Here is a 14,544-nt window from a genome sequence, read left to right on the forward strand (position 1 = left end):
GCTGAGCTCGGCGTGTCGAACCAAGGACCGGATCAACCGTTATTCAGACAGTCCCACTAGGCGCGAAGCGGTGAGCACCTCTGCGTTGGAGGGAACCTACGCAGCATTATCTGACGTGTTTGAGGCCGATTTTCTGCAGGATGACGAGGTTTCTAAGTCCGTAAGCGAGGTGAGAAACTACGTCAACGCCGCAGAGACGGCTTACGAGCTGATTGGCCAGGGACATCCGATTTCGATCAGGATGCTTGAGGATCTGCAGGCTGAGCTCCTGCGAGGCACAGCCAGTGATGGAGCGCATTCGGGAAGCGTGCGTACAACGCAGGTGTTCATCGGCGTCGGCAATCGACGAGTGAGTTCTGCGCGTTTTGTCCCTCCTCCTGCGGACCATCGGTTGACTGATGGCTTGCAGGCATGGGAAAACTGGATTCGCACCAGCGATGGGCTCCCGACGATCGTGCGCGTCGCAGCAGCGCATTATCAGTTCGAGACGCTGCACCCATTCCATGATGGCAACGGGAGGCTAGGAAGGCTGGTAGCCGCCCTCCAATTGATGACCGCAGGCGATCTCCGCTACCCAGTTCTCAACATTTCTCCATGGCTGGAGCAGAACAGGCCCGAGTATCAAGATGGTCTACTTCGTGTGTCTCAGACGGGAGAATGGGATGACTGGGTTTGCTTCATAAGTGCCGCGATCCATGCCGAGTCTCTTGAGGTGGTCGCGAGGGTGGACAAGTTGCGGCGACTACGGGACAGCTTCCAGCTCGCACTGCGAGGATCAAAGGGAGTGGCGCTCAGGATCGCTGATGACCTCATTGGATACCCCATGATCACAGCGTCGCTGGCGGCACAGCTGTACTCGGTTTCTTACCAAGCTGCCAACACAAACATCGCCAAACTGGTTGACATGGGAATCTTGCGCCAACGGTCCACGGGCCGCTACGACCGAATTTTCCAGTGCGATGCCGTACTCGCCGCCCTGGAATGACCGCGCTGGCCGTCTTTCGCGCACAAAGTGTTTGGTCGACTAGCGCGTCAACGCATCGCGATCGTATTGCTCCTGGCGTGATGCCCGAATGTCGTCGACGCAGCCAGGACCAAAATGGTCGCGCATCGAGATCGCCATGGCCATGTTGGCAGGCTTTGGGATCTTCGTAATCGGATCATCGGTTGGATGGTTTGCACGCGGGAACTGGACTGCAGCGTGGGTCGCCGCAGCAGGGACATGGATCGGTGCCTTAGGAACAATCGGTGCGATTCTCTGGGCCGTGTGGACGTTCTCGCATCAAGTCTCCAAGGAGACGGTTGAGGCTCAAAAGAGGTTACGTGAGGAAGGAGAGCGTGCACGGCTCGTGAGTGTCGAGATGCAGTCTTCTCTGTCTGGAGGCGTCATTCAGCGGACGGCTGTCGACGGTCTCGTAATTCCCCAGGGGTAGTTGTCACGTAATTCCCCAGGTCCGGAGCTGCTGTGGTGAGGATATAGGTGACGGGCTCGGTTGTCAGGTGGTCTCGGTGGAGGCCATAGATTTCGACCCATCCGTCGTGGCAACAAGCGGTCGTTGGAGCGGTAAAAAGGTGGATCTTCCTCCTGATGGGCAGCCGCTCAAAGTTGCCTTTTCGGTGAGCGAATACCCGGCAGAACTCAAGAGCCTCGGTCTCGTTGTGCGCTACACGCTTGATGGGGTGACTTGGAAACGGTCGCCAGGTGCGGATCCAGTCCGGCAGTAGAGGGCACACGTAGGGAACTGAAACACGCACGACCGGGTGGGCTCAACGGAACCAATGGAAGGACACACCTTGTTGACCTGGACTAGTCGGAATCGAGAGTTCCGCTGGGACTGAGCTGTACGTTGGTCCGCAGTGAAAAGGTCGAGAGTTCGATTCTCTTAGGCGGCTCCGATGCGTTCGGGTGCAGCGGCTACGCACATCGCATAGCCGCTGTCTTGTTGCCGGTCGGTCCGAGCTCAGGGACGCTTGACGAAGTTTCCACAGACGCCAATTTTCCTTCGTGTGTCGGACGCCATCGCGACGTAGCGGTCACCGCCCGCCTACCGCCTCCAACACCCTGCGTACCGGACCCATTCGATTGAGCCTCCACTGTACGGAAGCCAGACGCCGGATCTCCTCTTCTTCACGACACAGTGTGCGGATACGGCCCCGATAGCGACCGACTAGATCGGTGAATGCGGATCTCGCGTCCGCCACGCGCTCGTTGCTCGGTAGTTGGCCGACTTCGAGTGACAAGAAGTAGTCATGGAGATCGCGGGTGCTCAGGAGCTCCATCCAGTCCGTGATCACTTGCTCAATGCTGTCCGGTGACAGCAATATCGACGCGGTTGTGAACGGCCGCTCGCCCGCACCCGCATATCTCGCGGCCGCAGCACGGATGCGCAGCATCGCGGGTTCGGCGTCGATCGGTGTCAGCTGGAAGAGCTCCAGGCCGACTCCTTCTTCGATTGCGGTGCGCTGTGTTTCGAGCATACGGTCCATTTCCACGCCCATCGGCGCAATGGAGTCTCCTCGTGCGATCGGCCACGCTCCCGCGAAGTTCTGCAGAAATGAATGTGCTTTCTCCGCTTTGTTGGGGATGGAGCGACGCCGTTTGTTCACCACAAACGACCCGTCGTACCACCTGACGCAGTCCACCGTCAGCGCGGCCAAGGCGCGGCGAGCCAGTGGCGGCACGAGGTCGCTGTACTCGGAGATGGCCGAGTGCACCAGGTAGTGCAGTTGAGCGGCTTGGCCGCTGAGTGCGTAGAGATGAGTGTGAGCGTTCTCGATCCGCTTGCTGCGCCACGCGAATCGCCCGCGGATGCGGGCACCGAGGCATGAGGCGATCACGACGGCGGCCAACGCAAGCACACCGACGACGATAGTTACGCGAGAAATGTTGTCATACAATAGGTTCTGGCTCCAGGCCCAAACTTGTCCTACAGTCTGTTCGGCTGCGGATCGAGAGGTGGTCCATGTAGCCGCAGTGGCCATAGACCAGAGGTAGGGCGATCGTACGAGATCACCGACGGTGCGCGGCGCACTCGCGATGGCGTCGGGAATCCGCAGGAGCACCGCTGCCCCGTGCCTCAGAACGGAGCGAGAGGGGTGGCTGGTGCGTAGCGACTTCAATGTGTCGGGTGCAGATTCGGATCCCATGGACCACAGTGGGAGCCGCCTGTTCACTCGACGACTTGCGGTCGAAAGGCTTGTCGCAGAACGAGTCAACGCGCGTATCCCGCCGACCCCGCAGTCACGGGTCGCGAACTTCAACCAGGATGTAGCCGCTGCGACGCTGACCGTCGAGAGAACTCTCGTCACCACAGCGAGCACCACCAACCACGTCACACCGTCGATCACGAACGCGATCACCCATGCCGCTACCGAACCGTCGTCATCTCCGCCGATGCGGTTGACAGCGATCCGACCCGGCAGTGACAGGACATCCAGGACCCCGACGATCACCGACTGCATCCATCCGAACACTGTCACGTGCCTCCCCTGACTAGACCGCGAGGCGTTCCCCGCAGGTCGCGATAATGCCAGTGGGTACCGACACTGGTTCTCGTCGCGAATGTGGTTCCCTGCGAACTGGGCGGCACCGCGTGACAATGAGTTCATGCGAAACAGCAGCGCCCGCGGTGACCTGATGACAGCAATTGTCACCACCGGCGCCGGTGGCTACGACAAACTCGTCGTGTCCGAGGTGCCGATACCCGTGCCGGGTCCGGGTGAGGTGCTCGTTCGTGTGTTGGCCGCAGGGATGAACAACACCGAGATCAACACACGCGTGGGCTGGTACGCGGACGGCGGGTGGAACGACGCGACGCCGTTTCCGCTGATTCAGGGCACGGACTGCTGCGGGCTCGTGTGTGCGAGTCCGGGGACGGACGAATCCGTCGTCGGCAGCCGAGTCCTGGTTCGATCGTGCATGCGCGTCGACGGCTTCTTGTCGGGCGAGACGCGCTGGTTGGGTTCGGACATGGACGGCGCGTTCGCGCAGTTCGTCGTCGTTCCGGCAAGCGAGATCTTCGCGGTCGACTGTGGGTGGACCGATGCGGAGCTGGCGACGATTCCGTGTGCCTACGGCACGGCGGAGAACATGATCGCCCGCGCGGGAGTGCATCGAGGGTCGACGGTGCTCATCAGCGGCGCGTCGGGCGGAGTCGGTTCTGCCGCAGTGCAACTGGCTGTTCGGCGTGGTGCCCGCGTGATCGGCGTCGCGAGCCGCGCCAAGCACGACCAGCTCCGCGAACTCGGCGTCCACGAGGTGTACGGGCGCGATGTCGACGTGGTGGACGCCCTCGGCACGCGCAGCGTCGATGTGGTGATCGACAATGTCGCCGGCGACGGTTTCGGTCCTCTCCTCGACGTCCTCGTTCGTGGGGGAACGTACGTGTCCTCCGGCGCGATCGCAGGACCCATCGTCGCGTTGGATCTACGGACGATGTACCTGAACGACCTGACGCTCCTCGGCTGCACAGCGTGGGACGAGGACGTGTTTGCGAACCTCGTGTCGTACATCGAAGCCGGTGAGATTCGTCCTCTGTTGGCCGAGTCGTTTCCGCTCGAGCAGATCGCGGCCGCGCAGCAGCGCTTCCTGGAGAGGGACCACGTCGGAAAGTTCGTGCTCGTTCCTCCGGTGGTCCGCGATCAGGTGTGATCTGCAGGCACACTGGACAGAGTGTTCGCCTCCCTCGCCCCGGCTCGCCGCCGTCTCGTGTTCGTCTTATTGGCCCTCGTATTGGTCGCGGTCGTCGCGGCTGTGGCGGCCTTCGTCGCATCGCGCCCCGCGAACGACCCCGTCGCGAGCGTCGACCAGTCCGTTCCCGGCCCGGTGCTGCTGATCCCCGGGTTCGGCGGATCCACCGACTCGCTGGAGGTGCTCGCGGCCGAACTACGTGAGGACGGCCGCGACGCCACCGTCGTAGCTCTGCCCGACGGTGGCGTCGGCGATCTGACCGTGCAGGCGCAGACCCTGCGCGACGCCGTCGACGCGGCTCTGACTCGGACGGGAGCGAGCTCGGTCGACGTCGTCGGGTATTCCGCCGGTGGGGTGGTGGCCCGGCTCTGGGCCACGGATTTGGGCGGCGCCGAGCAGGCCAGACGCATTGTCACTCTCGGCTCCCCGCACCACGGCACTCAGGTGGCGGCTCTGGCGGCCCAGTTCGTGCCCGACCAGTGCGCGACCGCCTGTCAGCAGCTCGCCCCGGACAGTTCCGTGTTCGCCGCCCTGAACTCCGGGGACGAGACCCCGGAGGGTCCGCAGTGGGTGTCGATCTGGACCGAGTTGGATCAGGTGGTGACCCCGCCGACGTCGGCCGAACTCGACGGGGCCGTCAACATCCCTGTCCAGAGCGTGTGTGCGGACTCGACCGTCGATCACGGGAACCTGCCCCGCGATCCTCTGGTCGGCGCGATGGTCTCTGCCCAGTTGGACGGCGACTCCACCACCCAGCTCGGCGCAGCTGATTGCAGCCGTCTCAGCTCGTGATGTCCTTGGTGGTGAAGTTCGCCCACGCCGCGCCGAGAAGAACGACGACGTAGACGCCCTGCACACCGACGCCGCGCATCAGGTCCCGCGTCGGCACCGGGTCGCGGAACAGGTCGACGAAAGCCAACCAGTATCGCGTCGGCAGGTACGGCGCGATGGCGTCGGCGGCGTCCAGCGTCAGCAGCAGCGAGCTCGCGATGAGGAACGCCAACGCGCCCAACGTCGCGGCGAGCGGGGAGTCGGTCAGAGTCGACAGGAACAGGCCCATGGCGGCGACTCCGAGCATGGACATGGTCACGTAGAGCACGGCGATGACGGTGCGTGTGGCGACCTGTTCGTCGGTCAGCACTGTGCCGGACACGCTGGAGACGCCCCCCAGGGCCGTGACGTCGAACAGCGTCGTGCCGACGAAGTATGCGATGACGGCCACGACGACGACGGCCAGCAGCACGAAGGCGGCAACCGAGATCAGCTTCGCCACCAGTAGTTTGGTTCGTCCCACCGGGCGGGCGAGCAGGTAGCGCAGCGTGCCGGCCTGGGCCTCCCCGGCGACGGCATCGCCTGCGATCACCGAAACGGCGACGGGCAGGAACAGCGGGAGCACGATGGCGAGCGCGGCGAGCGGAAACAGCTGGCCGTTGGTGGTCACCGCAGAGAGGAAGGCGGGGCCTTCGCCGGGACGCGGACCGACGTCGGTCAGGGCGAGGAGGCCCGCGACGATGGTCGGCAGCAGATTGAGCAGAAGGATGACGACCCAGGTGCGGGGTCGGCTCAGCATTGCGCGCAGTTCGACGCCGATCATGCGGTCACCTCGGTCCGGGTGGCGTTGTCTCGAAGTGCGCCGGGGGCGTCGACTCTGTCGGAACTGGCCCCGGTGACCGCCAGCACGGACTGTTCGAGGCTCATCCGTTGCTCGCTCAGCTCGCTCACCCGGACTCCGCCCTCCACGAGGAGCCGGTTCAGCTCGGCTGGGTCCCGGTGCTCGACGATCAGTTGCTGACCCACACGTTCGAGCACCGTGGCCCCCTCGACGCCGGAGAGCAGGGAGACGGCGTGGGCGGGATCGGCGGTGCGCACCGACACCCGGCCGGTGGACCGCTGCATCGAGGACAGCTGGTCCTGCAGGACGAGTCGACCTCGGTCGAGAACTCCCACTCGGTCGCACAGTTGCTCCACCTCGGCCAGCAGATGGCTGGAGAGAAACACCGTGGTGCCCTGAGAGTGCAAGCCCAGCAGCAACTCTCGAATCTCGAGGATTCCCTGTGGGTCGAGTCCGTTGGTCGGCTCGTCGAGGATCAGCAGTTCGGGGGTACGCATCAGCGCCGCCGCCAGCCCGAGACGCTGCCGCATGCCGAGCGAGTACTGCTTGACCGGTCTGCGTCCCACCCCGGCGAGGCCCACCTGCTCGAGAGCTTCACCGACCCTGGTTTTCCTGGTCCGCCGGGACCCACCCGCACCGGCCGCGTCGAGCAGCGTGAGGTTTCTGCGTCCGGACAGGTTGGGGTAGGCGGCGGGGTTCTCGATCAGCGCCCCCACCCGTGGCAGCACGCTTCTGCGTCGCCGGGGCATCTCTTCGCCGAGCACCTGTATCTGCCCGGAGGTCGCCAGTACCAGGCCGAGCAGCATGCGCACGGTCGTCGTCTTGCCGGAGCCGTTCGCGCCCACGAAGCCGTAGATGTCGCCGGCGCGCACGTCGAGGTCGACACCGTCGACTGCCCGCACCGATCCGTAGCTCTTGGTCAGGCCGGTCGTGCGGATCATGTGGCTGCTCCTCCGAGCTGTTGGGCGGCGGTCGTCAGGGTCTCCGCGGTGACGGTGCCGGACAGCAGATAGCGACGCCGGTCGTCGGTGGGTCCGGTGACGAGGACGTTGAGTGGACCGAGCGACACCGCGACGCTGTCGTCGGTGACGATTGCCCCGGGGGCGGACTGCAACTGTTCGACGAGTCCGCCCGCGGCGCGTCGCGGCAGGGGAACGGCGAACAGTTCGGTCACACCGCGGCCGTAGATTCCCACCGACCCCTGGCCCTCGCGGGGGCGCAGATCGAGGCCGGACAGGGTCGACGGCAAGCCTGCGGTGTCGAGCCGGTCGGCGAACGAGGCGATGTCGCCACCGTCCTGCTGCTGCACGTCGGTACCGGGCGGGGGAACGAAACGGACGGTGTCGGCATCGGGGGTCTCGGAGGAGAAGTCGAGGAACGCGGTGCTGACGACCGGACGGGTGGCCCCGGCTCCCAGCACGTCGACCTGCAGCGGGAGCCCGCTGCCGGGGTCGACCCAGACGTCGACTCCGGTGACGGTGCTCTGCGGCTGGCTGGGGACGAGCCTCAGGCCAGGGGCGTCCCGGCCGGCGATCCGGCGTGCCGGAAGCCGGGTGACCTCATCCGCGGTCGCCTCGCTCAGCAACCGCTGCCCCAGCTCCGGGGGTAGCAAGTCGGCCTCGCGTGGCAGGCGCAGGCTCGGTTCGGGGACCGGGGTCACCACGGCCGTGTTCTGCTCGTAGTCCCATCTCCACAGCCGCGTCGGGCTCCGGTAGAGACCGCGCTCACCGGCCAGACGCACGGTGTCGACGCGCCAGCTGTCCGGGGCGCGATACCAGGCACGCAGAGAGGTGGTGTCGCCGAGCAGATCCGGCAGGCCGCCGAGCCCCTCGGTCACCGGAATGATGACACCGCCGACCGCCTGGGCGTAGCCCGAGTACGGCGTCTCGGTGGAGGACTTGACCTGTTCGAGCAGTTCGGCTGCGCCGATGTCGGACGGGTCGACGGGTAAGCGCGCGATCACCGAGGGGGTTGCGACGAGCACGGCGATGCCGAGCACCACTGCCAGCCACCGCCACTTCTTGCGCACCTCTTCGACCGTACGGACGTACCCGAGGTGCTGCATGTAAGCTGCACGACGCTCGCCGCTAGCCCCTGAGCGTGAACTCCGCGTGACCGTAACTCACACCGTTGATCTGGAGCTCGATGGAGTGGGGGCCGGGGTAGTACTTCCGTGTGGTCAGCGGCTCGAACGAATGTTGCCGCCGCACATCGATGCTGCCGCCGGGCGTGATCGTTCTCGTCGTCAGCTTGAACGTCTTCCCCGTCACCCCACCGTTGGCTTTGGTGTGGTGCACGATGTAGTCGATAACAACCTTGGCCGGTTCGGCACCGACGTTGCGGATCGATGCCGTGAACTCCACTTCTCCGCCCATGGGCAGCTCCGTGACGTCGAGGGTGGGGCCGTCCACCTCGAGGTCGGCCGGAGCGAACCCGAGCAGCTCGAGTGCGTCCCGGTTTCCCTTCTTGATCACCGTCCGAAGTGCATGTCGCACAAGCTTTTCGGTGTGTGCGTCCGGGTCGTCGAGCCACCGGGTGGTGGTCCTGACGACCAAGTCCGGGACGTCTCGGCTGACATCGTTGAGATGGTTCGCGACAGAACGTCGAACGTAATCACTGTCGTCTCGGTAGAGCCGGTCCAGGATCGGCACCGTGACGCCCGGGCGCTCGAGTATTTCGGGGACGCGCACCGACCACGGAAGATACGGGCGGGTGCCCTCCGACGCCAGACGCCGCACATGCTCGTCCGAGGATGTCGTCCAGTCCGACGCGATTGCGAGCGACCGATCCAGGTCGGCTCGAAGAAACGAGCGGATGGCGAATTCCGAGCTGAGTCGGCCGGTGAGTTCGGCAAGCAAGGCCATTCCGTCGTCGAATGCGTTCGAGGTGTTCTCCTCGACGGCCTTCGATGCGACAGCGCTCGTGACCGGCCAGATCGCCCAGCCCCGGAAGTCGGAATCGGTGGCGGCACGTCGGATGATGCGGGCGAACTCCGTGTAGGTGCCGGGCAGTGCCGTGAGCAGGCCGTCACGCAACAGATCTGCGCGGGCTCGAAGCGCGAGTGGACCCAGACGATCGATCGATCCTTCGAGTACCGACAGGTCAGCCTTCGGAGCGGCGGTGCGCATGGTCCGAAACAGCGTGCCGGCCGCATCCGGGCCGAGGAGTTCGTCGGCGAAGGGCATGAGAGCTTCTTACCCGACGACTCTGCTCCACGGGGTCGGCGGGGTTCGACGCTGTGTCGAGGGCTGCGCGGGAGGGTGAAATCACCAGGCCGACACCTATTTCTCGGGCTGCGCCAATGGCGGCTGTGGGAATCGGAGTGGGATAACCTTCGTCGAATATCAAAGTGCTGAGCGGCTGGTCGACTCGGTTTCTCCGGCCGGACCGGTCTTTCTGCGCGGTGGGCTACAACCCTGGGGGTCGCGTCATGCCCGTCGTCTGTGTCGAGTGGATCCAGCGCGCCTGTTGTCGGACTCGATTCGGTGAGCACGCACTGTGAGCGGCTGGGTGTGGGTGGTGGTCCTCAACGGGATCACCGCTGCCGCGTATCTGGGGATCGTGCTGTTCATCGTCCGTGGGCTGATGCGGACCGGACAGCTGCGCAACAACAGGTTGGCGGTGGCCACAGCAGCGATCTTCCTGACCTGCGCCGCGCATCACCTGGTGCACGCGGTGCACCTGTGGACAGGATTCGACGGCCACGCCTCGCATCTCGCTGCAGGTTCAGGCGGGGGGATGCTCGACGCGATGCGGGAGTCGATGGGCGGCACCCTCGACGTCGCGGTGACGGCATCGACGGCACTTGCCGGTGTGATCTACCTGGGGATGCGTCGTTTCTACGGTCCGTTGCTCCGCTCGCCTTCGATGTTCGACGATGCGAGCGAGGCTCGATACCGGCAGTTGGCAGCCAACCTGCCGCACACGTCCGTTCTGGTCGTGGACTGCGATCTACGATTCGTCCTCGTCGAAGGTGCCGGTCTGGTGGCCGAGGGCTACGACCCACGACGGATGGAGGGGCAGCTGCTCCGAGACACGGTGTCGCCGGAAGCCTTCGCGTTGCTCGAGCCGCATTACCTGGCGGCCGTGGCGGGTGAGGAGATTTCGTTCGATTCCGTCAGTCCTCGAACGGGAGCAATCTTTCAGGTCGAAGCGAGGCCGTTGCGCGATGATTCGGGCCGGATAGTCGGTGCCATGGTGCTCTCCGAGGACGTCTCCGCCGAGCGGGCGGCGCGAGCCGAACTCGAGCAGGCCCGGGCCTTTCGTGACGCGGTGTTGACTGCTTCACCGGACATCACGACCGTCACCGCCGTCGATACCGGCCGGGTGACGTGGGCTTCTCGCAGCCTGCGGTCGTTGCTGACCGGACCACCTTCGGATGGAGCGGTCGAGGACGGTCGGGTGCCGTGGCTCGGACTCGGTCGGTCCGACGACTCCACTGACGGAGAGGATCGATTGGACGGGGTGGTGGAACAAGATGTCGAGGTCGTCCGAGCGGCGGACCGAACCGCGGCGTCGCTTCCGGAGGGCGAGAGCGTCAGTATCCGGTATCGGGTACTCGCGGCCGACGGCTCGCTGCGGTGGTTGTCCCGACGCACCACGCCCTTTCGACGTGGGCCGTCGGGTGAGGTGTCGGAGGTCCTCTCGGTGGTGCGGGAAGTGACCGACGTCGTCGAGGCAGAACTCGCGCTCGAGCGAGCGGCCCTGCAGGATCCGCTGACAGGGCTGCCCAATCGGATGCTGTTGCTCGACCGTATCGGCTCGGCGATCGCACGCGGTGAGAGCACGGGAGCCGCTGCTGCGGTGCTGTTCTGCGATCTCGACGGATTCAAACGAGTGAACGACACCGGCGGGCACGCTGCCGGTGATGCGGTTCTCGTCGAGGTTGCGCGACGGTTGCGGTCGGTGCTGCGAGCCAACGATTCGATCGCCCGTGTCGGCGGTGACGAGTTCGTCCTCGTCGTCGATGCGTTGCCGGCCGAACGTGGAACCGACAAGCGTGCCGGTGCGGGGTTGGCGGAGCGCGTCGCAGAGCGCATCCGAGCGGTTCTCGCCGCGCCGATCGTGTATCAGGGCAGCCAGTACGTGGTGTCGGCCAGCGTGGGCATGGTTTTGGTTCGCAAGGGTGCCAGCGCGCAGGAAGTACTGCGGGACGCGGATTCCGCGATGTACCGGGCCAAGCAACTCGGTAAGGACCGGATCGAATTGTTCGACGACGCGCTGCGCGCGAACGCCCTCGAGCGTGCTTACATCGAGCGGACCTTGCGGGGTGCTCTCGATCCCGAACACCGCGGAGCTGCGAGGCTGAACGTCGTCTATCAGCCGGTCTACGACCTGAACAGCAGAGCGCTCACGAGCTTCGAGGCACTCGCGCGCTTGCGTGACGACGACGGCGCAGGAATTACGCCGGACCGATTCATCCCGGTGGCCGAGGACACCGGTCTGATCTCCGAGCTCGGCGAGCGTGTGCTGGAGGACGCACTGGGCACTCTGGTTCGATGGCGCGCGGCGAACCCGCTCGATTCGGATTCGGGTGTCCCCGTCACGATTGCCGTCAATCTCAGTGCCCGGCAGGCTCAACACGTGGATATGGCTGCTGTGGTGAGCGCGGCTCTGGGACGGCACCGAATGGCTCCGGCGGACCTGATTCTCGAACTCACCGAGTCGGTGCTGCTCGAGTCCGGCTCCTCGATGCTGCGTCAGCTCGGTGAACTGCGTGCGCTGGGTGTCGGCATCGCCATCGACGACTTCGGCACCGGATTCGCGAGTTTGCGGTACCTGGCCACACTGCCGGTGAGTGCAGTGAAGATCGACCGGTCGTTCACCGCCACGATGACCAGCGACGAGACGAGCAGCAGTATCGTTCGGGCGATCATCAATCTTGCCCGAGATCTGCATCTGGGGTGCGTTGTCGAAGGCATCGAAACCCCCGACCAGCTCGACGCCTTGCCGAGTTTCGTTCAAGGACAGGGCTATCTGTTGGGTAGGCCCGCCGAGGTACCGTCGAACACCTGGGTCTCGTAACCCCGAAACGGGAAGGATCCACCGTGTGGGGACGTTGACTCCAGGTAATGGACGACACCCTCTCTGCACCCACTCGACTCTGGACGCCGTCGCGCGTCCTGATCACGCGGTCTGCATCGGAGCTTCCCCACACTGCGGAGATAGTTCGACGGTGCGAGGCGGCCGGTGTGACCGAGATCGACGTGCTGCCCGGTGACCGCCTGACGGGTCTACGGGGCGAGACCGAGCGAGAGACCTACGCGCGAGCCAAGACGACGATGGCCGTGGTGGTCGCACCACCGAGTGTGCTGAAACCACAACCGATTCCGCCGAGCGCCGACTGGCGTATCGATCTGGCGAAGGGATGCCCGGCCCACTGTCAGTACTGTTATCTGGCGGGGTCGTTGTCCGGGCCGCCCATCACCAGGGTCTTCGCCAACATCGACGACGTGCTGTCCGGCATCGGTACCCACGCAGGCCGCGGCACGATCACCTCCGGCACCGAGGAACGTGGGCACGAGGGAACCACTTTCGAGTTGTCCTGCTATACGGATCCGTTGGGTATCGAGCATGTGACCGGATCCCTCGCCGAGGCCGTTCGTCGAGTGGGCGCGGGGGATTACGGCGATGACGTGTCGTTGCGCTTCACAACCAAATTCGACGACGTCACCGAGTTGGTGACGTTGGACCACCGACGCCGTACCCGAGTTCGTTTGTCGGTCAATGCCGATGACATCGCGCATCGGTTCGAGGGCGGAACTGCGCGGATGCCTGCTCGAATCGAGGCGCTACGGCAGCTTGCGCTGGCCGGATATCGAGTGGGGCTCACCATCGCTCCGATCATGCCCATTCCGGGGTGGCAGGAGCAGTACGGCCGACTTCTGTCGAATGTCGCCGAGGCGTTGAGTGACGTTCCCGATCTGGACCTGACCGCCGAGATCATCACCCACCGATTCACACCGTTGAGCAAGGACGTGCTGTTGAGCTGGTACCCGGGGACGAAGCTCGAGATGGACGAAAGTGCACGCACAGCAAAGAGAAACAAGTTCGGTGGCGTGAAGTACGTCTACCCGAAGGACACCATGTCGGAAATGCGGACGTGGTTCGTGGAAGAACTCGAATCAGTCCTACCCGAAGCGCAGCTGCTGTACTGGACCTGACGCAGCCCGACCTCCGTCGTGCGATGGAGGTCGGGCTACGAAAGCGTCGGAGTTACTTCATCTTTCCGAACGTGGCGTCGATATCGGCCATCTCCATCTCGGCCGTCTGCTGAATGAGCTCCATGAGGTCGGTGTCCAGTCCGGGCGCGAACTCCTCGAGTCGCTCGGGTGAGATCTCCATCGGCGCTCCGGCGGGGGCCTGCTCACTGGCATCGAGGTCGGTGCCGTCCTTGGACGGCGACATGCCCTGGTAGATGCGTCCGGCCTCGGACGCCCCGGTGAGGTCGAAGCTGTACTGCTTGCTCTGCAGGCCGAGTTCGACCAATTTCTGGACCTCCGGGAACTTCTCGGCGTTGGTCTTCGGAATCGGCAGCGTCTTCTTCCAATCGACGCCGAGAGTTTCGAGGGCCTTCGCGTAGCCGTTCTCGTGCGCCTGGTCGCGCACGATCAGGTACGAAATGGTCGATCGCGCAGCCTTGTTGGCGGTCATCTCGTACATCCGGCATTTCTGGAGGCGGCCGGTCGACTCGAGCATCAGGTTGTACATGAGGTCGAGAACCAGATTGCCGGAGTTGTAGACGTAGCTACCGCTCCACGGGTTGCCGACGGAGTCGACCGGCAGTGCGCCCTGTGCGCCGACGAGGTAGTGGTGGATATTGCCCTGTGACAGAGCGAGATTCAACGGAGTGGCTCCGCCCGCACCGGGCGTGTCCAGCGGGTCTTCCAGCTTGCCCTGGTACTGCGGCGAGCCGTCCAGCAACCGTGAGATGGTGGTGCCGATGAGCTCGACGTGACTGATCTCCTCGGTGCCGATTCCCTGGATCAGATCGCGGTACGGCTTGGCCGCAGCTCCGCGAAAGTTCATGGCCTGGAACAGATACTGCATCATCGTGCGCATCTCGCCGAACTGTCCACCGAGGCCCTCCTGGAGGGCGTTCGCGGCGGCCGGATCGGGCTCGTCGGTGGCAATGTCGTGAATGAGTGACTGAACGTGCAGGTACATGGAAACCTCCGAATGGCGACCAGCAAAGTTTGCTGCCCTCACTCAGTGGTTGCCCGCAACGCCGTCGTCCGAATCC

General features: G+C 64.6%; 11 protein-coding genes. 5 read left to right on the forward strand and 6 right to left on the reverse strand.

What is annotated here, in order from left to right; translation table 11 throughout:
* Nucleotides 1–985: Fic family protein (locus QM615_RS16985; protein WP_283347687.1), on the forward strand; the 985-nt coding region annotated here is incomplete at its 5' end.
* A gap of 1,049 nt (nt 986–2,034) precedes the next feature.
* Here the strand turns inward: QM615_RS16985 and QM615_RS16990 are convergent.
* Entirely contained in the window at nt 2,035–2,859 is an 825-nt protein-coding gene (locus QM615_RS16990) for a hypothetical protein (protein ID WP_149406386.1), read from the reverse strand.
* Between the two features lie 748 nt (nt 2,860–3,607).
* Between QM615_RS16990 and QM615_RS16995 the strand changes: the two genes are divergently transcribed.
* Both QM615_RS16995 and QM615_RS17000 read left to right on the forward strand, forming a co-directional pair.
* A complete protein-coding gene (locus QM615_RS16995) occupies nt 3,608–4,651 on the forward strand; it encodes a zinc-binding dehydrogenase (RefSeq protein WP_262498421.1) in 1,044 nt (347 codons plus the stop codon).
* A 21-nt stretch (nt 4,652–4,672) separates the two neighbouring features.
* The gene (locus QM615_RS17000) at nt 4,673–5,482 is read left to right on the forward strand and encodes an esterase/lipase family protein (protein ID WP_149406387.1); all 810 of its coding nucleotides are present in this window, start codon (nt 4,673–4,675) and stop codon (nt 5,480–5,482) included.
* Here QM615_RS17000 and QM615_RS17005 read toward each other — a convergent pair.
* Genes QM615_RS17005 through QM615_RS17020 form a run of 4 tightly spaced genes read right to left on the reverse strand, consistent with a single transcriptional unit; the run spans nt 5,472 to nt 9,487 of the window.
* A complete protein-coding gene (locus tag QM615_RS17005) occupies nt 5,472–6,284 on the reverse strand; it encodes an ABC transporter permease (protein ID WP_149406388.1) in 813 nt (270 codons plus the stop codon). The genes QM615_RS17000 and QM615_RS17005 overlap by 11 nt on opposite strands.
* Entirely contained in the window at nt 6,281–7,243 is a 963-nt protein-coding gene (locus QM615_RS17010; RefSeq protein WP_149406389.1) for an ABC transporter ATP-binding protein, read from the reverse strand. Before QM615_RS17010 ends, QM615_RS17005 begins: the two co-directional genes overlap by 4 nt.
* Nucleotides 7,240–8,331 carry a LolA family protein gene (locus tag QM615_RS17015; protein ID WP_283347688.1) on the reverse strand — a complete coding sequence of 364 codons (1,092 nt, stop codon included), beginning with the start codon at nt 8,329–8,331 and terminating at the stop codon, nt 7,240–7,242. The genes QM615_RS17010 and QM615_RS17015 overlap by 4 nt, the downstream gene beginning before the upstream one ends.
* A gap of 58 nt (nt 8,332–8,389) precedes the next feature.
* Nucleotides 8,390–9,487, reverse strand: a complete 1,098-nt coding sequence (locus QM615_RS17020; protein ID WP_149406391.1) for a DNA alkylation repair protein — start codon at nt 9,485–9,487, stop codon at nt 8,390–8,392.
* 313 nt (nt 9,488–9,800) lie between these two features.
* On the opposite strand from QM615_RS17020, the gene QM615_RS17025 reads away from it, so the two are divergent.
* Both QM615_RS17025 and QM615_RS17030 read left to right on the forward strand, forming a co-directional pair.
* A complete protein-coding gene (locus QM615_RS17025; protein ID WP_283347689.1) occupies nt 9,801–12,326 on the forward strand; it encodes a putative bifunctional diguanylate cyclase/phosphodiesterase in 2,526 nt (841 codons plus the stop codon).
* Between the two features lie 47 nt (nt 12,327–12,373).
* On the forward strand, nt 12,374–13,465 hold the full coding sequence (locus QM615_RS17030; protein ID WP_149406393.1) for a spore photoproduct lyase family protein: 1,092 nt from the start codon (nt 12,374–12,376) through the stop codon (nt 13,463–13,465).
* A gap of 52 nt (nt 13,466–13,517) precedes the next feature.
* Here QM615_RS17030 and QM615_RS17035 read toward each other — a convergent pair whose 3' ends face one another.
* Nucleotides 13,518–14,468: a manganese catalase family protein gene (locus QM615_RS17035; RefSeq protein WP_149406394.1), complete on the reverse strand. Its 951-nt coding sequence runs from the start codon at nt 14,466–14,468 to the stop codon at nt 13,518–13,520.
* Nucleotides 14,469–14,544: the final 76 nt, after the last annotated feature.

This window comes from Rhodococcus sp. IEGM 1341 (assembly GCF_030056895.1).
In the GTDB taxonomy this organism is placed as follows: Bacteria; Actinomycetota; Actinomycetes; order Mycobacteriales; family Mycobacteriaceae; genus Rhodococcoides.